Annotated in this window: 20 protein-coding genes and 1 tRNA gene; 13 read left to right on the plus strand and 8 right to left on the minus strand. The window is 61.4% G+C overall.

The window, feature by feature from the left end; all coding sequences use genetic code 11:
* Positions 1-2 precede the first annotated feature (2 nt).
* The 3 genes from mazG to ACTQXO_RS01940 all read left to right on the plus strand — a co-directional run bounded on the left by mazG (position 3) and on the right by ACTQXO_RS01940 (position 2814).
* The gene (gene mazG, locus ACTQXO_RS01930) at positions 3-863 is read left to right on the plus strand and encodes a nucleoside triphosphate pyrophosphohydrolase (RefSeq protein WP_441031361.1); all 861 of its coding nucleotides are present in this window, start codon (positions 3-5) and stop codon (positions 861-863) included.
* Positions 864-1031: 168 nt separating this feature from the next.
* Complete coding sequence (locus ACTQXO_RS01935) at positions 1032-1793, plus strand: hypothetical protein (RefSeq protein WP_441545384.1); 762 nt, start codon at positions 1032-1034, stop codon at positions 1791-1793.
* A 19-nt stretch (positions 1794-1812) separates the two neighbouring features.
* Positions 1813-2814 (plus strand): Ppx/GppA phosphatase family protein, encoded by a 1002-nt coding sequence (locus ACTQXO_RS01940; RefSeq protein ID WP_441545385.1) that lies wholly within the window; start codon positions 1813-1815, stop codon positions 2812-2814.
* A 149-nt stretch (positions 2815-2963) separates the two neighbouring features.
* Here ACTQXO_RS01940 and ACTQXO_RS01945 read toward each other — a convergent pair.
* Positions 2964-3048, minus strand: a tRNA-Leu gene (locus tag ACTQXO_RS01945).
* A gap of 31 nt (positions 3049-3079) precedes the next feature.
* On the minus strand, positions 3080-3703 hold the full coding sequence (locus ACTQXO_RS01950; protein ID WP_441545386.1) for a hypothetical protein: 624 nt from the start codon (positions 3701-3703) through the stop codon (positions 3080-3082).
* 163 nt (positions 3704-3866) lie between these two features.
* Between ACTQXO_RS01950 and ACTQXO_RS01955 the strand changes: the two genes are divergently transcribed.
* Positions 3867-4154 carry a PTS sugar transporter subunit IIB gene (locus ACTQXO_RS01955; protein WP_055252380.1) on the plus strand — a complete coding sequence of 96 codons (288 nt, stop codon included), beginning with the start codon at positions 3867-3869 and terminating at the stop codon, positions 4152-4154.
* Positions 4155-4165: 11 nt separating this feature from the next.
* A complete protein-coding gene (locus ACTQXO_RS01960; RefSeq protein WP_427718886.1) occupies positions 4166-4540 on the plus strand; it encodes a VOC family protein in 375 nt (124 codons plus the stop codon).
* 296 nt (positions 4541-4836) lie between these two features.
* Here ACTQXO_RS01960 and ACTQXO_RS01965 read toward each other — a convergent pair whose 3' ends face one another.
* The 3 genes from ACTQXO_RS01965 to ACTQXO_RS01975 are packed head-to-tail and all read right to left on the minus strand — an operon-like array spanning position 4837 to position 7462.
* Positions 4837-6132 (minus strand): sensor histidine kinase, encoded by a 1296-nt coding sequence (locus ACTQXO_RS01965; RefSeq protein WP_441545387.1) that lies wholly within the window; start codon positions 6130-6132, stop codon positions 4837-4839.
* Positions 6116-6901 carry a response regulator transcription factor gene (locus ACTQXO_RS01970; RefSeq protein WP_441545388.1) on the minus strand — a complete coding sequence of 262 codons (786 nt, stop codon included), beginning with the start codon at positions 6899-6901 and terminating at the stop codon, positions 6116-6118. Before ACTQXO_RS01970 ends, ACTQXO_RS01965 begins: the two co-directional genes overlap by 17 nt.
* Positions 6902-6919: 18 nt before the next feature.
* Positions 6920-7462, minus strand: coding sequence for a hypothetical protein (locus ACTQXO_RS01975; protein WP_055252376.1), 543 nt, complete (start codon positions 7460-7462; stop codon positions 6920-6922).
* Between the two features lie 556 nt (positions 7463-8018).
* Between ACTQXO_RS01975 and ACTQXO_RS01980 the strand changes: the two genes are divergently transcribed.
* Both ACTQXO_RS01980 and ACTQXO_RS01985 read left to right on the plus strand, forming a co-directional pair.
* A complete protein-coding gene (locus ACTQXO_RS01980; RefSeq protein ID WP_427728509.1) occupies positions 8019-8258 on the plus strand; it encodes a hypothetical protein in 240 nt (79 codons plus the stop codon).
* An 85-nt stretch (positions 8259-8343) separates the two neighbouring features.
* Positions 8344-9069, plus strand: a complete 726-nt coding sequence (locus ACTQXO_RS01985; protein WP_441545389.1) for a metallophosphoesterase — start codon at positions 8344-8346, stop codon at positions 9067-9069.
* A gap of 15 nt (positions 9070-9084) precedes the next feature.
* Here ACTQXO_RS01985 and gluQRS read toward each other — a convergent pair whose 3' ends face one another.
* Entirely contained in the window at positions 9085-9981 is an 897-nt protein-coding gene (gene gluQRS / locus ACTQXO_RS01990; protein WP_441545412.1) for a tRNA glutamyl-Q(34) synthetase GluQRS, read from the minus strand.
* Positions 9982-10609: 628 nt separating this feature from the next.
* Here gluQRS and ACTQXO_RS01995 point away from each other — a divergent pair.
* Entirely contained in the window at positions 10610-12553 is a 1944-nt protein-coding gene (locus tag ACTQXO_RS01995; protein ID WP_441545390.1) for a DUF2207 family protein, read from the plus strand.
* 272 nt (positions 12554-12825) lie between these two features.
* Here ACTQXO_RS01995 and ACTQXO_RS02000 read toward each other — a convergent pair whose 3' ends face one another.
* Positions 12826-13467, minus strand: a complete 642-nt coding sequence (locus tag ACTQXO_RS02000; protein ID WP_427728515.1) for a GNAT family N-acetyltransferase — start codon at positions 13465-13467, stop codon at positions 12826-12828.
* A gap of 277 nt (positions 13468-13744) precedes the next feature.
* Here ACTQXO_RS02000 and purH point away from each other — a divergent pair, with 277 nt between their 5' ends.
* From purH to ACTQXO_RS02020, 4 genes are all read left to right on the plus strand, one after another.
* Entirely contained in the window at positions 13745-15352 is a 1608-nt protein-coding gene (gene purH / locus ACTQXO_RS02005) for a bifunctional phosphoribosylaminoimidazolecarboxamide formyltransferase/IMP cyclohydrolase (protein ID WP_441545391.1), read from the plus strand.
* A gap of 278 nt (positions 15353-15630) precedes the next feature.
* Positions 15631-16338: a hypothetical protein gene (locus ACTQXO_RS02010; protein WP_441016061.1), complete on the plus strand. Its 708-nt coding sequence runs from the start codon at positions 15631-15633 to the stop codon at positions 16336-16338.
* Between the two features lie 177 nt (positions 16339-16515).
* On the plus strand, positions 16516-17187 hold the full coding sequence (locus ACTQXO_RS02015) for a response regulator transcription factor (protein WP_427728526.1): 672 nt from the start codon (positions 16516-16518) through the stop codon (positions 17185-17187).
* A 9-nt stretch (positions 17188-17196) separates the two neighbouring features.
* Positions 17197-18240: a sensor histidine kinase gene (locus ACTQXO_RS02020; RefSeq protein ID WP_427728528.1), complete on the plus strand. Its 1044-nt coding sequence runs from the start codon at positions 17197-17199 to the stop codon at positions 18238-18240.
* 252 nt (positions 18241-18492) lie between these two features.
* Here the strand turns inward: ACTQXO_RS02020 and ACTQXO_RS02025 are convergent, their stop codons facing one another.
* Positions 18493-18930, minus strand: coding sequence for a universal stress protein (locus ACTQXO_RS02025; protein WP_154515052.1), 438 nt, complete (start codon positions 18928-18930; stop codon positions 18493-18495).
* 242 nt (positions 18931-19172) lie between these two features.
* Here ACTQXO_RS02025 and ACTQXO_RS02030 point away from each other — a divergent pair, with 242 nt between their 5' ends.
* Positions 19173-20153, plus strand: coding sequence for an undecaprenyl-diphosphate phosphatase (locus ACTQXO_RS02030; protein ID WP_441040884.1), 981 nt, complete (start codon positions 19173-19175; stop codon positions 20151-20153).
* The last annotated feature ends 31 nt before the right edge of the window (positions 20154-20184 follow it).

The following is a 20184-nucleotide window of genomic DNA, read 5'->3' on the forward strand; positions in this document are numbered from 1 at the left end:
CCATGGCCGAGCACATGGCTCAGCAAAATGCCGAAGGTTCGCGCGACCTGTCCACGCTGGTCGATGCATCGGCCGAGTTACAACATCTGGTACAGACTATCTGGCGCCTGCGTCAGCCCGACGGCTGCCCGTGGGACCGCGAGCAGACGCACCAGAGCATTGGCAAGAACATGATCGAGGAGGCCTACGAGGCGCTCGACTGCATCGAGGCGGATGACGCGGCCCATCTTCGCGAGGAGCTGGGCGATGTGCTCATGCAAGTCGTGCTGCATGCGCAGATCGCGGCGGACGCCGGCGAGTTTACGCTGGCCGACGTGGCGCGAGATATCGACGCCAAGCTCATTCGCCGCCATCCGCACGTGTTTGGCGATGTGGATGCCGGCAGCTCCGACGAGGTGCTCAAGATTTGGGACGAGGTCAAGCTTGCCGAGAAGGCCGCCAAGGACCAGGCCGTGGCGGCGGGCGAGGCTGCGCCCGAGGGCCTGCTCGACGGCGTGCCCACGCATCTGCCGGCGCTGATGCAGGCTCAGAAGGTTTCGCGCAAGGCGGCTGCCGTGGGCTTTGAGTGGGATACGGTCCAGGACGTGTGGGACGAGGTCGCCGAGGAACGTGCCGAGTTTGAGGCCGAGGAGCCCGGCTCGCCCGAGCGCGAGATGGAGTTTGGCGACCTGCTCTTTGCCCTGGTCAACGTTGCGCGCAAGGAGGGCATCGACGCCGAGAGCGCCCTTCGTGCCAGCACGGCAAAGTTCCGCCGCCGTTGGGCCGCGATGGAGCAGATGGCGGCCGATGCCCATGTTGATCTTGCCGAGCTTTCGACCCACGGGCTCAACGACCTGTGGGATGCCGCAAAGGCAGAGGAGTAGGACACGGTGTTGGTCGGCGGGGCGTAAGGGCGGCGTCCCGTCGACTTGCCCGTTGGCGACCACGCGCGCTCGAGTAATGGATTTGTCCTACGGCTCGTCCGGCTGGTCCGCCCGCGTGCTATAACTAAAGGACTTAGCGCAAACAAACCTCAACCGCACAAGGCGCACATGGATCAGATTTACGACAACAGGCACTATTCCGCCGGTTCGCGCGAACCGTCACCTCGCCGTGCGCATTCGGTGCAGCTTGGCGGGTCTGGTTATGCTGGCGCTGATCGCTCCAGGTATAGCTCGCCGGCGACTTCGCATCCCAATGCTCAGCCAAATAGTTCCTCGGACAGTCCGGTGCGCCCATCGCGTTCCAAGCATACGTCGCGCCCTTCGACCCAGGCGTCCGACAAGCCGCGCCGTCCCTCAAGCCGTCTTTCGGGTTCGGACTTTATGCACTACGCCAACGATAACGCGGTGGTCAAGGCAATCTATGATTTTACCCACGGTCCCCAGCGAGGGCTGTTTGTTGGCATTGTCGTCGCCCTGGCGCTCGTGAGCCTGTACTTCCCCGTGCGCGACCTGTATGTGGCAAAACGCTCGAGCGACATCTTGGCCAAGCAGGTCGAGATTCGCGAGCAATATAATGACGACCTGCAAAAAAGCGTCGACAAGCTGCTCTCGGAGGAGGGCATTAAGGACGCGGCGACCGAGGACCTGGGTCTGGTTATGCCCGGCGAGAAGAGGATTGAAGTGCAGGGCCTGGACGACGATTCCGATGCCTCGTCGAGCCAGAAGTCGTCGAACGCTAAGAAGGCCAGCGAAGTTGCCAAGGAAATCGAAGAGGTCGGCAAGGACGCGCCGTGGTACATCCAGACGCTCGACATGCTGTTTGGATTTAACGGCGTCGAGGGCCAGACAGTCGTGTCCAATGGCGAGTAGCGCCCGGAGGGGGGCCGCAATGACGAATTGCAAACGATATAAGGTGGCGGCGATTGACCTGGGAACGGTGTCGTCGCGACTGGTGCTGGCCCAGGTCGAGGACGGGGCGATCGTGGAATCGTCCAAGCATACCGAGATTACCGACTTGGGCGAGGGCGTGGACGCAACGGGGCGCTTTTGCGAGGCGGCCGTTGGGCGCGTGCTCGCTGCGTGCCGAATGTTTGTGGACGAGGCCCGTGCCTTTGGGGCCACGTGCATCTGCACCACGTGCACGAGCGCCGCGCGCGATGCGTCCAATGCCGCGCTGCTGCTGGACGGCCTGCGCGAGCTGGGGCTCGATCCGCAGGTGATTCCGGGCGAGGTCGAGGCGCGCCTGACGTTTTTTGGCGTGGCGCACGACTTTGCCGGCGAGCGCATCATTGTTACCGATTCGGGTGGCGGATCCACGGAGCTCGCGACGGGCGTCTATGCGCCGGAGCGTGGGATCTTTGCGCTGGAGGGAACGCGCTCGCTGGACATCGGCTGTCGCCGCGTGACGGAGCGGTTTTTCTCGGCGCTGCCGCCAACGGGCAGCGAGCTTGCCGCCGCTGGCGCGTGGGCAAACGAGCAGTTTGCAGGCTACTTTAAGAGCTTGCCTGTCGACTTTGAGCGAGCCGAGCGCCTGGTCGCGGTGGGTGGCACCGTCACCACGCTCGTTGCGCTCGTTCACGAGCTGGAGCCGTATGATTCGAGTTTTGTGCACCTGCGCGAGCTTTCGCTGGACCAGGTTTCGGCCGCTATCGAGCGCATGTCCTCGCTGGATGTCGCGGGCATCGCCGCGTTGCCAGGCGTGCAACCCAAGCGTGCGGGCGTGATCCTGGCTGGTGCTGTGGTGATTCGCGAGCTCATGCGAGCCGGCGGCTACGACGCGCTCACTGTAAGCGAGAACAGTCTGCTCGCCGGAATGGCCGCCACCATCAACGAGGTTCTCGACGGCGCGACCCCCACCATCGCCTGGACCCCCAGCCTCAGCGTCCTTTAACTATCCCCTCATAAGTTGCGGTGAAATAGTTCCTAAATGGGCTGATAAACTGCCAAAACAGGAACTATTCCACCGCAACTTAGAGGCTTGACGGTGTCCAAAAGAAACGAGCCCGCATTCCAAAGGGACACGGGCTCGTAAACAATACGTGGTAGGGGCGGTGGGACTCGAACCCACAATCCTTGCGGCGAGAGATTTTAAGTCTCCTGCGTATGCCAATTCCGCCACGCCCCCGTAAGACTAGAAGTCTAGCACAAGCCGTCCGTTACGCGTTGACGGCCATCGAGTGTTGGCCCGACTTCTCGAGGAACTCTTGGAACTTTGCCTCGTCGCCCTTGTTTTGGTACTGCAGGGCCAGCAGGTACTCCAGTCGGCAGCGCTTGACCGGGTCGTTGCCGACATCCTCGAGCATGCGCTCCAGCTCGGGAATGTCGTTGTGGCGCTTGAGGATCATCGTGTCGTACATCAGCTGGCATTCGTGCGCGACTGCCTCGGCTTGGCCACCCTCAAAGCCCTTGATCTCGTGCAGCAGCTCCTTGGACTTTTTGCGGTCCTCCTGGCCAACGTAGTAGTTAAAGGCCTTGATCACCAGATCGACGCGCTGCATCTTGGGCAGGTTGAGCCCCAGCAGCAGGTCAAACATCTCGTCGGCGCGCTCGTGGTCCTCGCGCAGCAGATAGGAGTTCAGGCGCAGGTAGTCGCGGTTGTAGCGCGGGTACAGCATGCTGGTGAGTTTGCCGTCGAGCAAACGATCGAACTCGTCCCACTGTTTGGCGGACATGAGCCGCTGCAGGCGTTTAAACGTGGTGCGTTTTTTGATGCTAAAGAGCAGCGACACGGCGATACAGATGACAACGACGACGGTCCAGAGTGTGCGGGAATCGGGCATATTGAGCTCCTCGGTCGCTCGTAAAACAAGCGGTATGACAAAACGTACTAGATGTATTATACGCAGCGTGCAAGCAAACTGGCACAAAAGTGCATCGAGGCCGAGCGCCATCGCTCGCTGCGGTACACTTACCTAAAGTAAACCATGAAGGGAGACATTACCTATGAAGAAGATCGTTTTGGCTTGCGGTGCTGGCGCTGCTACTTCCACGCTCGTTGCCCAGAAGGTCGCCACCATGCTCGACGCCAACGGTTACGCCGGCAAGTATGAGATCGTGCAGTGCGCCATTTCCGAGGCCAAGGACGCTTGCGACGAGGGCGCCGACCTGCTGATCGCCACCACCGTTGCCCCCGAGGGCCTCACCTGCCCGTACGTGAGCGGCGTGCCCTTTATGACCGGCATGAACCGCGTCGCTGCCGAGAAGGCCGTTCTCGACGTCATGGCTCAGTAGACGCTGCCTGTATGAACGAGCAGAACGCCAACCCGGTCGAGCTCTTTGGCATGCGCGTTGCCCATGTGGGCATTAACGCCACCGACCCGGCAGACGCCCTGGAGATCGCGGAGCTGTTCTCGACGATGATGGGCCTGCCCGTCAGCGAGACCCCGATTTCGTACTTTAACGACTCGCTGGTCGAGATCATGAAGCAAAACGGTCGTGGCGCCAAGGGCCACATCGGCTTTGCCGTCAACGACATCGATGCTGCCGAGAAGTGGTTTGCCGAGCACGGGCTCGAGGTCAACGAGGAGTCGCGCGTGCTGCTGCCCGACGGCGGCACCAAGCTTGTGTACTTTAAGCGCGAGTTCGCCGGCTTCGCCGTGCACCTGTGTCGCGAGTAGCGCGCAAGCTGCTATAACGAAAAAAAGGGATAGGGCCGCATGGCCCTATCCCTTTTTTATGCCGAGGGGTCGACCTTTTGAGGGGACATGAAATCGGGGTCTAATACTTTTCCCGAGAAGTGAACGAGCAGAATTGGACCCCCGAAGCATCGACACTTTGAGGGTACCGTTTCCTGCGGTTTTGATGCTGGAATCCTGCGACTTTCCCGTCGAAAAATGTGGATGCTTCAGGGGTCCAAATACGCTCGTTCACTTCTCCGGAAAAATATTAGACCTCGATTCACGAGGGGGGCTTCCTACCGTGGCAGGCGAATCGTAAAGCGGCTGCCGACGCCCTCGACCGAGGTCACGCCAATGGCGCCGCCATGGCTATCGACAATCCACTTAGCAATGGCAAGCCCCAGGCCCGAGCCCTGCGCGCCGGCATCGCGTGCGTTGTCGGCGCGGTAGAACCGTTCAAACGCGTGAGCTGCAGACTCCTGGTTCATACCGATACCCTCGTCCTCAACACTTATGTCGATCGCGCCCGTGCCCGTATCGGGAGTTATGGCAAACGTGACGGTCGTTCCCGCGTTCGAATACTTGGCGGCGTTCTGCACGATCACGCGCAGAGCCTGCTTCACAAGCGCCACGTCGACAGGTGCGTCGCAGCGCGGATCGTTGGCAAATGCAGCGTCAAAAGCCAGCCGATACGTGTGCGCGGCGTCGATCATCTGCGATTCCTCGCACACCTCGCCGACCAGTGCGGCCAGGTTGGTATGCGCACGCCGCAGGACCGTGCGCCCGGCATCGCCGCGTGCCAAAAACAGCAGCTGCTCCACGAGCTCCTGCATATGCTCGCTTTCGGCCTTGAGGGACGCGATGGATTCCGCCAGCACGTCCGGGTCGTCTTTGCCCCAGCGGTCGAGCATGTTTACGTAGCCCTGAATCACCGCGATGGGCGTGCGCAGCTCGTGGCTTGCATCGTTGACAAAGCGCATCTGCTGCAGCTTGGCCTCTTGCATCTGGCGCAGCAGCCGGTTGAGCGCGACCTCGATGCTTGCCAGGTCGGCGTCGCCGGTGGTGACGCTTGGCGAGTCGACACTCGCGCGCTCGATGGCCTGCTCCAGTGTTTCCATCTTGCCGCCGGAGAGTTGCATGCGGCCGAGTTCGTCCACGCGCAGGGCCAAGTTGTTGAGCGGTGCCATGGTGCGACGCACGTGCCTTGCGCCGCCGAGCATGTTGAGCACGCTGATGACCTGCCAACCCACAACGACAAAGTAGAGAGGCCATAGCGCGACGAGGTCCTGCGCGAGGGGGAAGGTCTTGGTGGTACGCGCAAGCTCGACAGTATAGGCGAGCGTTGTCAGGTCCCAGTCGCGCGCGGGCTTCAGCGACATGCCGTGAACGGCGGCGCTGGGGATCCATCCTGCGGTAAACGCGCCTTCGGGCAGCGTCTGGTTGTATCCATAGACGAGGATCGCCGCCGCAATCACCATCAGCAGCAGATCGAGCCAGACGTAGCTCATCAGGCGGCGCCATATATAGCTCCAGTTGATGGCGCGGGCGATGGAGGTGACACGCTTGGCCTCGGCGTTACGTACGGCAGACATAGCCCACCCCGCGCACGGTCTGGATGATGCGGGCGCCGCCGGCGTCCTCGATCTTGGCACGCAGGTGCGCGATGTGCACGTCGACGTTGTTGGTGTCGCCCACGTATTCGTAGCCCAGCGCCTCGTGCGCGATGCGCTCGCGTGTGAGCACGGTTTCGGCATGTGTCATAAGCAGGGCGAGAACGTCGAACTCGCGGGCCGTGAGCGCGATGGGCGAGCCGCCGACCGTGACTTCGCGGCGGTCGGGGTCGAGCACGACCGAGCCCACGGTGAGCGCGGCGGGGGAGGGCGCGACGGTAGCCTTGGTCGACTCACTGACCGGGGGCACCGCAGCGGCGTCGCCGCCCGCGCCGCCCGCCATGCCCGCCCCAGCGCCGGCGCCGTCAACGCCCGAAGCCGCCCGCACGGCCTCCGCGCGCTTCAGCGCCACGCGAATCCGTGCGAACAGCTCCTCAATCGCAAACGGCTTGGTCAGGTAATCGTCGGCGCCGGCATCGAGCCCGGCCACCTTGTCCATCACGGCATCGCGTGCGGTGACCATAATCACCGGCACATCCTTGTGCTTGCGGACACGCCGCAAGACCTCCATGCCGTTGAGCTGCGGCAACAGCACATCGAGCAGAATCAGATCGTAGTCGCGCTCCAGCGCCAGGTCCACGGCGGTGCGGCCGTCGGCGGCGTGCTCCACCTGGTAGCCCTCGTGCTCCAGCTCGAGCGTCACAAAGCGGGCGATTTTCTCCTCGTCCTCTACGATCAGGATCTGTGTCATGCGTGTCCCCGTCTGCGATTACTTGTCGTCGTTCAGGTTTTGCTTGATGTCGTCCGCGGCGTCGGCGGCGTGATTCATAAGGTTGTTGATGCTGCCGGGCACGTCGCCGTCGCTATCGATGCGGTAGCGCATGCCAAAGAACAGGCCAATCAGCATGAGCCATATCGTGGCGCCCCAGGCAAACAGGGCGACGATGGGGATCAGAATGGGAATGTTGAGGATGATGGCGTCGCGGCGCGTGGCGATAAACTTGGTGTCCAAGCTCAGGCGGAAGAGCTTTTTGAGGTACTCCCACACGCTGTCCATCTTCTTGGAAAAGTCAGTCTTTTCGCTCGACTTCTCGTAGGCTGCCTGCGCGGCGACCATCTCGGCCGAGGGTTCATCGACCGGCTCGGATTCGGTGGCGGCGTGCGCCGATGTGGTCTGGGTCTTGCCTTGCGATTCGAGCCAAATGATGGCGTCCAAAACGTTGCCGTCGGCGGCGTCGAGCGCGGCCTTGGCATCGGTGTAGCTCACGTTGCACTTGGTGCGGATGGTTTCAACTTTTTCGAGGTCGTCCATGACCTGTCCTTTCGTTCGATGGGCGCGACGTCGGGCGATCTGCCCGGGCGCGAGCGTTGCGTTCGGCGGTCTGCGTTGCGCGGCGCCGCCCCGCCCTTGGTCGAACTTTATAGTGCAGGTTATAGATTAAGCGATTCTTGAGCCAAGATTAATGTTGGATGAGTTTTTGGGTGGTGTGGGGAAGGAAGAGGTGCCCTTCTGGGTAGCTAGCAGCGAGGTCTAATACTTTTCCCGAGAAGTGAACGAGCTAAAACGGACCCCCGAAGCATCGACACTTTAGAGGTGCCGTTTCCTGCGGTTTCGATGCTGAAATCCTGCGATTTTGCCGACGAAAAATGTGGATGCTTCAGGGGTCCAAAAACAGACGTTCACTTCGCGGAAAAGTATTAGACCTCGATAGCGGGGGATGGGGTGCCGGTGCAAAACGGCGTTAAGGGTTGGTCGAGCGGGCGGTTTCTCCATTGATGTCCGCACGGCATGTGACACTTACCCTGCCGCCCTGCTCTGCCGCGGCGGCATGTGCCCAAACAACGGCCCTCTAAGGAGCTCGATAGCAATGAGTGACAACACCAAGCATCTCGCAAAGAAGTGCGTTAAGGACGTGGGGCCGTGCCTCGCGCTGTGCGTGGTCGGCGCAGCGGTCGCGCTGCTGGCTGTTCTGGGGCCGTTCGACGCGCTCCGAAGTGCCAGCTCTCTGCGCGTTTGCATGGCCCTTGCCGGCGCTATGATGACCGGCGGCGTGCTCGATCTGATTTTTTGGGTGCTTGATCCGTTTGGATGGAAGAGCGAGGGGTAAGCCCTAAGGGATGGAAGGGCTGGAACGGTTGGCTTAGTGATCGTGCAGAATGTGGACTATCTACTTACGGGGAAGTGGTAATCCGATGACGGTCTATGTGACGGGCGATATTCACGGCGGCGTCGACATGCAAAAGCTGCGCGACTGGGATCTTGGGGATAGTCTGACGAGCGACGACCATCTGATTGTCGCGGGCGACTTTGGCTTTCCGTGGGATTTCTCTGCCGAGGAGTGCGCCGACATCGCTTGGCTGGAATCGCGTCCCTATACCGTGCTGTTCGTCGACGGCAACCACGAGCGTTTCGATCACTGGGCGGAGCGTCCCATGGAGCTGTGGCACGGTGGGCTAACGCAACGCCTGTCGGACACCTCTCCCATACGGCGCCTGACGCGCGGCGAGGTTTTTGAGCTCGACGGCTCAACGATCTTTACCATGGGCGGCGCCACGAGCGTGGATAAGGAATACCGCATTCCCTATTCCAGCTGGTGGCCACAGGAGCTGCCGGACGAGCGCAGCTTTGAGGAGGCGCGGACAAAGCTCGACAGCGTGGGCTGGAAGGTTGACTACGTGGTCACCCACACCTGCTCTACGCGCATGCTTTCGCCCACGCTCTATCCGGGGCCTGGCTGGAATTACCCCGCCGTTGATCGGCTTACGGCATTTTTCGATGAGCTGGAAGACTGCTTGGCCTACAAGCGCTGGTACTACGGGCATTTTCATCGGGATGCCAACCCTGCCGAGCGCCATACCGTGCTCTACGACTGCATCGTTCGCTTGGGCGACGAACTCCAGCCCTGGGACGTTGCGTAGGGGCGAGGTATTTGGCTACTCGGCCGTTACGGTGATGTTCTCGCGGTGCGCGCGGATGACATTCCAGCTAAAGTGCTCGACCAACTGCTCGGCAGAGCGCGACGTGGTGTCCGGCGCGATGCCCGTTTGCCCGGCGAGCCATCCCAGCAGTGCCTCGGGCGTGCCAAAGCGTGCGCGTAGCTCGCCCAGGTCCAGATCGCGGTCGCGCTTGGAAAGGCGGCGGCCGTCCGGCGACATGAGCAGCGGAATGTGCGCGTAATGCGGCGTGGGAAGTCCCAGCAGATGTTGCAGGTAGATTTGGCGGGGCGTGGAGCCCAGCAGGTCGCATCCGCGCACGACCTCGGTGACGCCCATGGCAGCGTCGTCGACCACCACGGCTAGCTGGTAGGCAAAAACGCCGTCGCTGCGGCGCACCAAAAAGTCGCCGCACTCGGTGGCGAGTGCCTCGCATTGGGCGCCGTACGTACGGTCCACGAATTCGATCACGTCGCCGGCGAGGTCATCGACGGTAGGCACGCGCAGACGCGTGGCCGGGGCGCGCAGAACGCTGCGGCGGGCGATCTCTTCGACAGAAAGGTTTCGACAGGCGCCGCGGTAGATGGGCGTGCCGTCGCTGGCATGCGGCGCGCTCGCGGCGTGGAGTTCGGCACGCGTGCAAAAGCAGGGATAGGTGAGGCCGGCGTCTTTCAGTCGGCGCAAGGCGCTCTCGTACAGGTCCAGACGATCGTGCTGGTAGTAGGGGCCTTCGTCCCACTCAAGCCCTAGCCAGGCCAGGTCGTCAATCAATTGAGCGGCAAGTTCCGGGCGCTTGCAGCGATCGTCCAGGTCCTCAATGCGTAACACGATACTGCCGCCCTGGCTGCGGGCCGAGAGCCACGAGCACAGGCAGCTGAACACGTTGCCCAGGTGCATGCGGCCCGAGGGCGACGGGGCAAAGCGACCCACGACAGGTACGGGAACGGAGGCGGGTGGCGTTGTTGGCGCGTTCGCGGCGGGCGTTGCTATGTTGCGTGCGTTGATATCCATGCGGACGAGTATAGCGCGGGGCGCGATGGGGAGGCGTCACTGCGGTCCGCAAGTTGTCGAGGCCCCGCATTGCGTATGGTGGGCCGCAGGCTCGGTGCTTTAATTCCTGTCGATCAACTCAGTACCTTAGACAACAGAAACCCCGGCAGCTCTTCGCAACTGCCGGGGTTTCCGCGGAAAAGGGGGACATGATCCTCGAGCGAACGGCAAAGGGGCAAACCGGTTTCGCTTAACTGCTTTATGCCCCTCGGCTGGCGGCTCAATCAGCGCGTGCCGCGCCCACACAAAGCTGCTACACCTGTGACGGAGCTGTGAAGTGGTATCTATTGCTGGCGCGGGCCATGCCAAGGGTGTCCCTCATGACTAGTCATTTAAGAACGTCCCCAATGACTAGCTGCTGGCGGCAGGCATGTCTTTCATCCCGTTTGGCGCTCCGGTCGCCTAGATGTTCGTCATGTGTACCCGCAAACGTGGGACAATGGCGCTGTTGGTTTTACAGACAAAGGATGTGCCTATGAACGCCCCCGTTGCCAATGCTTGTCGGCAGCGCTGCCCGTTTGCGCGATTTGCTTCCATTTGCGCACTCGTCGCGTGCGTGCTGCTGCTGTTGCCCGCCGTTGCACGTGCCGACGGGTATTCCATGACCCAAACCTATATCGGTGCCACGGTTGAAGCCGATGGGTCGCTGACCGTTGTCGAGGGACGCCAGTTTGATTTCGACGACGACATCAACGGCGTGTATTGGGATATCAATACGGGCACCAACCAGCAGGGTGGTACGGCGGGTGTCGATGTGCTGAGCGTCGAGGAAGATGATGCCGCGTTTAGCAGGGTTGACTATGCAAACAAAGGCGACAACGGCGTCTATACGGTTGAGCAGTCCGACGGCGGCGTAAAGATCAAGGTTTTCAGCCCCCACGAGAGCGGCGACAGCGCGATCTATTACGTGAGCTACACCATGACCGGTGCGGTTATGAACTGGTCCGATACCGCCGAGCTCTACTGGAAGTTTGTGGGCGACGGCTGGTCTGCGGACTCCGATGACGTCGAGATGGAAGTTTACTTCGCAAATGCCGCTGCCGGAACGGCGGCCGTCAAGGGCGATAACTTCCGTGCGTGGGGCCACGGTCCGCTCACGGGCGACGTGTCGCTCGACGCGGATGAACCCATGGTCACCTATACCATACCCTGCGTGCATCAGGGCGAATTCGCCGAGGCGCGCATCGCCTTCCCCAGCGATTGGGTGCCGCAGCTCGCCGCCTCGGGCAAGGAACGCATGTCGACAATTCTGAGCGAGGAGAAGGCGTGGGTCGAGGAGGCCAACGCCCGCCGCGCTCACGCCCGCATGATCGCCAATGCACTTGCCGTGGTTAGCGTTGTCGCGGCGGTGGCCTTTACCGGCACAATCGTTGTGCTCAAGCTGCGCAAACGCAAGCCCAAGCCGCTGTTCCAGGACGAATACTTCCGCGATGTGCCTTCGGCCGACCATCCCGCCGTGCTTTCGGCCCTCATGAGCTGGAACGAGGTGCCCGATCAGGCATATATCGCCACACTCATGAAGCTCACCGACGATCGCGTGATCAAGTTAGAGGAGGCAATCGCGACCAAGGGCAAGAAGGGCCTGCTCCGTCGCGAAAAAGAGGAGCAGACGTATCGTGTGACGGTGAGCGATGCGGGCTGGAAGTCGGCCAAGGGCATTGACCGCATGGTGCTCAAGGTCTTCTTTGCCGGTGCTAAGCCCGACGAGAACGGCGATCGCTCGCGCACGTTTGACGAGCTGCAACACTATGTTAAGCAGCACGCTACGCCCGTGGGCGACAAGCTCAAGGACTATCAGAGCACCGTTAAGGGCAAACTGGCCGATAGCGAGTACGTTGCCTCGGACGGCATTGTCGCAATGGTGTTTTGCCTGGTTCTTGGTACTCTGATCGCCTTTGTTCCCGTGGGATCCATCTTCTTTACCGACGGCGCACAGGTGAACATTGTCGCCGCGGTTATCTCGGTGCCGATTGTGCTGGTGGGTATTGGCGTGGGCCTTACGTTCCGCCGCCTTACGCCGGAGGGCGCCGAGGTGGCGGCTCGCTGCAAGGCGCTCAAGCATTGGCTCGAGGACTTCACGCGTCTAAAGGAAGCCGTCCCCGGCGATCTGGTGCTGTGGAATAAACTTCTGGTGATGGGTGCGGCGCTGGGCGTTTCCAAGGAAGTTCTGCGTCAGCTTGCCGAGGCCGTGCCGCCCGAGGTGCGCGAGGCCGACGGCTTCTACGACAATTACCCCTGCTACTGGTGGTACTACCATCACTACGGAAACCAGTCTCCGCTCGATTCGTTCGATGGCGTGTATCACGAGAGCATCCGTGAGCTGGCTTCGAGTTCCGATAGCTCGAGCGGCGGCGGCGGTGGTGGCTTCTCGGGCGGCGGGGGCGGCGGCGTCGGCGGAGGCGGCGGCGGAACGTTCTAGCGGTCCTAAATTATGGGATGGGCTTTTCTCGGCAGCCGTCGGGGAAAGCCCATCCCCTTTTTATGCGCCAAAATGCGCCGATCTTTTACTTTTGCCACCGCTATTTGCAGACTCCTCTATAGGGTGATGCCAGCGAGGGCTTCGGCGACTCTTTTGTTCAAGACTGTCCCCGGCGACTAGTCATTTAAGAACGTCCCCAACGACTAGGTGTGGTTGCTGCCAAGGAGTGTCCCGGGGCGCCGGCACAAAGGGGACGTCCCTAACTGCCGGTTTTAGGCTGTTAGGTCGAGTTCGTAGAGGAAGCTTTCGCGCGGCATGTCGTGGCGGCGCTCTTCGCGGTTGGCGCGGTGCGTGGCCGTGCGCTTAAAGCCGTGCAGCTCGTAGAACTTCCACGAGCAGTTGGAGTCGGTATACAGGTGCGCTCTCGACGCTCCGCGCGAGGACAGGTGCGAGACCGCGGCATCGAGCAGAACCGAGCCAACGCCCAGGCCGTGGACATCGCGATCCACGGCAAGCAACGTGACCTCGTTGTCATGCGGCAGCGGGCTGCTCTCGAGCAGGCGGTTGTTGGTCCGAATGGTGGCGCGCACAAACGAGAGATACTCGGCACAGGCATCGGGCTCCAGCTCACGCATCTGCGACAGCAATGCGCGTTCGGTATCCATCCAATGCTCCTTAACGGTGGCGCCGCTGCTTTGCCCCGCACGTGCGAGTGCAATGCCGCGCGCCTGGCCGTCGATTACGGCGACCTGCGAAAACGTCGAGGAAGAAAGGCAATAGGCAAGATCGCACGCGGCCTCAAGGCGGTTGTACTCTTCGTTATCCGAATTGTTATGCCAAAGCTGCTGCAAGATCAGCGCGATGGCGTCGAAGTCTTCGGTATCAAACGGTCGGTAGAGAACCCGCGAGACCATAGTGCCTCTTTCTATTGCGGATGCATATCGAGCACAGTTCTACCATGCCATTGGCATCTAATTATGGTGCCCCTGTGTTCCATCAACTCACCGTGCCCAGTGGCGCTCCTGCAACCCCCGCTCGCAAGCTTTTTCTGCACATGCGCCCGTTACGGGGTGCATCGATGCGCTCGATGCGCTACATTGAATCAGTATTTTCAATGCCGCTGCGCGAGCGCTGCAGATCGACGTATCACCGACTCACAGAGCACGGCGGCGTACCAGACAGGAGGACTGCATGGGATCTGATGTGAAGATCGCACGCGCGTTGATCTCGGTTACCGATAAGACGGGCGTCGTCGATTTCGCACGGACGCTGGTTGACGACTTTGGCGTCGAGATCATCTCTACGGGCGGCACGGCTCGTGCCATCGAGGACGCGGGCGTTCCCGTAACCCCCATCGAGGAGTTCACGGGCTATCCCGAGATGATGGACGGCCGCGTCAAGACGCTGCACCCCAAGGTTCACGGCGCGCTGCTGGCTCGCCGCGATTCCGAGCAGCACATGCAGGAGGCAGCTCAGCACGGCATTAAGCTGATCGACCTGGTCGTCGTCAACCTGTACGAGTTCGAGAAGACCGTCGCCAACCCCGAGGTCACCTTCGCGGATGCCATCGAGCACATCGATATCGGTGGCCCCTCCATGCTTCGCTCTGCCGCCAAGAACGCCGCGAGCGTTACCGTCATCTCCGACCCGGCCGACTATGATGCCGTCCTGGCCGAGATGCGCGAGACCGGTGGCTGCACCACGCTTTCCACCCGTCGTCGCCTGCAGGTGAAGGTCTACCAGACCACCGCCGCCTACGACACGGCTATCTCCCGTTGGCTTGCTGCCCAGGCAAGCGACGTGGCGGACACCTCTGCCAAACTCGAGGTCTCGCTGGAGAAGGTCGACGACCTGCGCTATGGCGAGAATCCTCAGCAGAAGGCTACGGTCTACCGCTTTGCCGATGGCTGCGAGAACTCCGCGAGCTCGCAGTTCCCGCTCGTGGGCTCCGAGCAGATTCAGGGCAAGCCGCTCAGCTACAACAACTATTTGGACGCCGATGCCGCTTGGAACCTGGTTCGCGAGTTCGACGAGCCTGCCTGCGTGATCCTCAAGCATCAGAACCCCTGCGGCTCCGCCGTTGCCGAGGACATCACGGCTGCCTACGACCGCGCCTTTGCCTGCGATCCCAAGAGCGCTTTCGGCGGCATCATCGCCTGCAACCGCGAGGTTCCCTTTGAGCTGGTTGAGCACTTTGCCGATCAGAACAAGCAGTTCGTCGAGGTCATCATCGCCCCGAGCTACACCGCCGAGGCGCTCGAGCGCATGGCCAAGCGCCCCAACCTGCGCGTGCTGGCTACCGGCGGCGTGGACCACGGCGCCGAGGTGGAGCTGCGCTCCATCGACGGCGGCATGCTGGTGCAGGAGATCGACCACGTGATCGAGGATCCCGCGACCTTTACGTTCCCCACCGACCGCAAGCCCACCGATGCCGAGATGGCCGAGCTTGAGTTTGCCTGGAAGGTCTGCAAGGGCGTCAAGTCCAACGCCATCCTGGTCTCCAAGGGTAAGGCCGGCATTGGCATGGGCCCGGGCCAGCCCAACCGTGTTGACTCCGCACTGCTTGCCTGCGAGCGCGCCGAGGACTTCTGCGAGCGCGAGGGCGTGGAGAAGGGCGGCTTTGCCTGCGCAAGCGACGCGTTCTTCCCGTTCCGTGACAACGTCGACGTGCTTGCTGAGCACGGCGTGACCTGCATCATCCAGCCCGGCGGCTCCAAGCGCGACGACGAGAGCATCCAGGCCTGCAACGAGCATGGCATCGCAATGGTCTTCACGGGCGCCCGCCACTTCCGCCACTAATGATCGTTACGCGGTTTTACCAAACCGCGTAACTGCTCGACGCTGTGCCGGCCCCAAGCACCTCATCTCGCCGCTCAAACCGTCGCTCGCGTACAGAAGTACGCGTCGCTCCTCTTTCGCGGCGACCTGAGGCACTTGGGTCCGGCTCGCTGGCTTATGCTCCACCAGCGGTATTGGCTCGCCCCGAACTAAAGCTATCTATTGCCGCCTGTGCCGGTTGGTGCAGGCGGCTTTTTTGGGTATAACGGTGCGGTGTATGTTTTTGAGAAAGGTTGGATATGGCCGTTGTGGATGATGCCGAGCTGTTTGGCAATGCCGAGGACCAGCGTGCGTACGAGGACTTTTGCGCCAATCAGGAGGCGGTCGAGAAGTTTACGCTCGACAAGCCCGCGCTTGTCTGCCGTTGGCGCATGTCCAACAAAAAGGTGCCCATGCTCAACCGTCACATTCGTGCGCTGTCCGAGCGCCTGGTGCAGGGCGAGCCGCTCACCCATAACATGCTCAGCTGGGCCAAGCAGCACGTTGAGTGGTCGCTTGCCGAGGGCGATTACACCGCGCGCGACGGCGTGCTCATGCTGGTGATCGACGTTAACGGCAATGCCGCCATGACGGTAGGGGAGTACGAGCCGCTGGCCGATACTTCGGCCAAGGCGCTGCGTGCCCGCTCCGCCGAAGCCCGCTCCGAGGCCGACGAAACCGGCGTGGCGCCCGAGCTGCTCGCCGCCGTCAACAACGGCGAGCTGGTCTTTGTGGCACCGGCGGACGAGTGCCTGTGTGGCACGGCGACGCTTATCGAGCAGCTGGCCCAGACCAAGGGCATCCCGGTCACGCGCGTGGACATTCCCGCGCAGCTCAAGGGCGCGCTGTTCCTGGTGAGTGACGAGCACGGCGTGGTCCCTGCCGCCGAGACGGACGCCGTCGAGTCCGACGCCGCTACGGTTGCCTTCTTTGCCGAAGGCTACGAAAAGCTCCGTGCCCACCGCTAAATGATTTTCCTGGGACGGGGATTTAATAATCATTTGATCCTCGCTCCCGTTGCGAGCGAGGGGCGAGCCAAACGCTTTCGTTCGCGAACAGTTCTGTCACCTTGGTGCCTCGCGAGGCACGCACCTGCGGCTCCGCGGTCATAATGGGGCAAGACAACCAAGAGGGGAGCGGAATCCATGGCGCTGATCTATGTCGTTGAGGACGACGAGCGCATTCGTCGTGAGCTTGTCGACATCCTTGCCCGCGCCGGGTTTGAAATCGAGGCCTGCGAATCGTTTGAGCATGTCTCGCGCGATATCCTTGCCGCCGCGCCCGACCTGGTGTTGCTCGACCTCACGCTTCCCGTCAAGGACGGCCAACATATCTGCCACGAGGTTCGCCGCGAATCCGAGGTTCCTATCATCGTCCTCACGTCGCGCACGACCGAGATCGACGAGGTCATGGCCATGACGCTTGGCGCGGACGACTTTGTTCCCAAGCCTTACAGCGCCCGTGTGCTCGTGGCGCACATCAATGCGTTGCTGCGCCGCACCGCGGCGGCGGGCGATCGCAGCACGCTCGTCCACAAGGGGCTGGAGCTCGACCTCGCCCGCTCCATGGTCACCAATACGGCAACCGGCGACAGTACCGAGCTCACCAAAAACGAGCTGCGTATCCTCTCGCTGCTCTTGGGCCGCGCGGGCAAGATCGTCTCGCGCTCGGCTATCATGCAGGACCTGTGGGACTCCGACGCCTTCGTGGACGACAATACGCTCACCGTCAATATCAACCGCCTGCGCACCACGCTCGAAAAAATCGGCATCAAGGGGTATTTGACGACGCATCGCGGCCAAGGCTATTCGGTCTAGGGGCCGGTTATGTCGTTTGCCAAGTTCTTTAAAGATGCACTGCTTCCCGTTGCCGTGTGGACCTGCGGCGTGCTGCTGAGCTGTTTTGTACTGACGGTCGCCGGCGCCCCGGCATCCATCGTGGTCGTGGCGGTCGGTGTGTCCTTTATCTTTGGCATGCTGGGCATCGTGATCGAGTACGTGCGCCGTCGTCGTTTTCTGTGCCAGCTGGAGCGCGCGGCAGAGGAGCTGGGGAGCCCCGCATGGGTGCAGGAGATGGTGCAATGCCCGACCTATGCCGAGGGCGAGCTCGAATATGAGGTCTTGCGCCGGGTGGGCAAAGCCGCTTGCGACGAGGTGGCGGAAGGTCGGCGCCAGACCGATGACTACCGCGACTATATCGAGAGCTGGGTCCACGAGGCCAAGCTGCCCCTGGCGGCGGCTCATCTGATTTTGGAAAACCTGGACGGCAGCGAAGACGACCTGTCGCGCGTGGATGACCTGGGTCGCGAGCTGGCTCGCGTGGAGCGCTATATCGATCAGGCGCTGTACTATGCGCGCTCGGAAGTCGTAGAGCGCGACTACCTAATTCGCCGCTGGGGTCTCAAGAGCTTGGTGACGGGCGCGATTAAAGCCAACGCGCGCGAGCTCATTGCGGCGCACGTGGCTCCGGTGTGCGAGAACCTCGACTTTGAGGTGTTCACCGACGAGAAATGGCTCGAGTTTATTCTGGGCCAGCTCATTCAGAACAGCATTAAATATGCACGTGAGGACGGCGCGAAGATTGTGTTTTCGGGTGCGTTGCTGGACGAGGGCCTGGCAAGCGAGCGCATCGAGCTTACCGTCGCGGACAACGGCTGCGGCGTGAGCGCGGCTGACCTGCCGCGCGTGTTCGAGAAGGGCTTTACCGGCGATAACGGCCGCACCACCAAGCGCGCAACGGGCATCGGCCTCTACCTGGTGGCGCGCCTGTGTTCCAAGATGGGCATCGACGTCACCGCGGCATCCGACTCCGGCGAAGGCTTTGTCGTAACATTCGCTTTCTCGACCAACAAGTTTCAATACTTCGAGTAGTCGGGCCGTCTTGTGGTGCGGATGGCCATGTTCCCGAGCGTGAACATGGCTATGAGGCTCTAAAAAATCACCCAAACAAAACGTGCCGCCCACCCAGGGCGGCACGCCATCTCTCTATTCAGCTAACTCGCTGAAGTACGGTGACGAAGGCGCAAGGCCGGGAGGGGCTATCTAAGCCGACATCCCGCAGCCGCGAAGCGGCGAGGACGTCGGCGTGATAACCCCGCAGGCCTTGCGCCGGCGGGAAGGAACCTACTTCACGACCAGAATGTCGCAGTCGGTGTTGCGCAGCAGGAATGTCGAAATCGAACCCAGGAGCGCATACTTGATCGAGGAAAGGCCACGAGCGCCGCAGAGCACCAGATCGGGCTTGACCACGTCGAGCATCTCGTCCTTGAGCGTCTCGCGAATACGGCCGGCGCGAATCATGACTTCGACCTCGGGAATGTTGGGATTAGCCTTGGCCTCTTCGAGCTGCTTGGCGATGGAGTTCTTAAAGGCCTCCTCCAGGCCGTTGACCAGGTCGACCGGATAGGAACCGGCGCTCTCGAGCGCCGTGGAATCGATGACGTGACCGATGATCAGCTTGGCGCCATTGTTTGCGGCGACCTTGATAGCGCGTGTGAGCACAAAATCCTGCTGCTCAGTACCGTCGAGTGAAACAAATACCTTGGTATAGCCCTCGTTCATGGTTTCCTCCTTGGTCTATCGCACGGGCGCGGGGCTCGTGCATCGGACGACGTGTTGGCCGCCGGACACTTTAGCTTGTTGCAGTTATACCCAAGGATTTCGGTTTGACCGCTCGCAATTCTGTGAACGGGCGAGATTTTTGGTAAGGGTGGGCGCGGCCGCGGCCGAACGGTTGATAATGGGACATCGCCCGCAACCGTCCGCAGAACAACTATCGGCGGGTGACAAACGAGGGGGTCCCTTTGGATATCATCGAGCTTCTAAAATCTGCCTTCATGGGCCTGGTCGAGGGCATCACCGAATGGCTGCCCGTTTCGTCGACGGGCCACATGATCTTGGTGGACGAGTTCGTCAAGATGAATGTGAGCGAGACATTCTGGAATATGTTCCTGGTCGTGATTCAGCTTGGCGCCATTTTGGCCGTTTGCGTTCTGTTCTTCTACGACTTAAATCCGCTCTCGCCCAGCAAGGGCAAGGAGGGTCGTCGCGACACCTGGGTGCTGTGGGGCAAGATTGTGCTTGGCTGTATTCCCGCCGCGGCGATCGGTCTGCCGCTCAACGACTGGATGGAGGAGCATTTCTATAACGCTCCCGTCGTGGCGCTGGCGCTCATCGTGTACGGCGTGTTGTTTATCGTGATTGAGAACTGGCGTGCGAGTAAGCGCGAGAACGCCGCTCTTGCCGATTCGTTTGGTTCGCGTGCTGTGGTGGCGGGCGGGCGTCCCGCCGGTGCACACTTCGCGGCGCCTGCGGCGGATATTGCCGAAGACAATGACAATGACGAGGATTTGGATTTTGGATCCATCGCCACGCTCGAGGACCTGAGCTGGAAGACCGCATTGGGTATCGGTTGCTTCCAGGTGCTTTCGCTGATTCCGGGCACATCACGTTCCGGCTCCACCATCATCGGCGGCCTGCTGCTGGGCTGCACGCGCTCGGTGGCGTCCAAGTTCACGTTTTTCCTGGCCATTCCCGTTATGTTTGGCGCGAGCGCGCTCAAGCTGGTCAAGTACTTCGTTAAGGGCGGTACGTTTGGCACCAACGAGATTGCCATTCTGGGCGTGGGCTGCGTCGTGGCCTTTGTGGTTTCGCTTATTGCCATCAAGTGGCTCATGGGCTTCGTTCGCCGTCACGACTTTAAGTGCTTTGGTGTCTACCGCATTATTCTGGGCATCGTGGTGCTCGCGTACTTCTTTGTTCTGGAGCCTATGCTCGGCCTGTAACTTGGTTGACGCTGCGCGGCGGCCAGAGCGC

The organism is Collinsella sp. LCP19S3_D5 (assembly GCF_052121415.1).
In the GTDB taxonomy this organism is placed as follows: domain Bacteria; phylum Actinomycetota; class Coriobacteriia; order Coriobacteriales; family Coriobacteriaceae; genus Collinsella.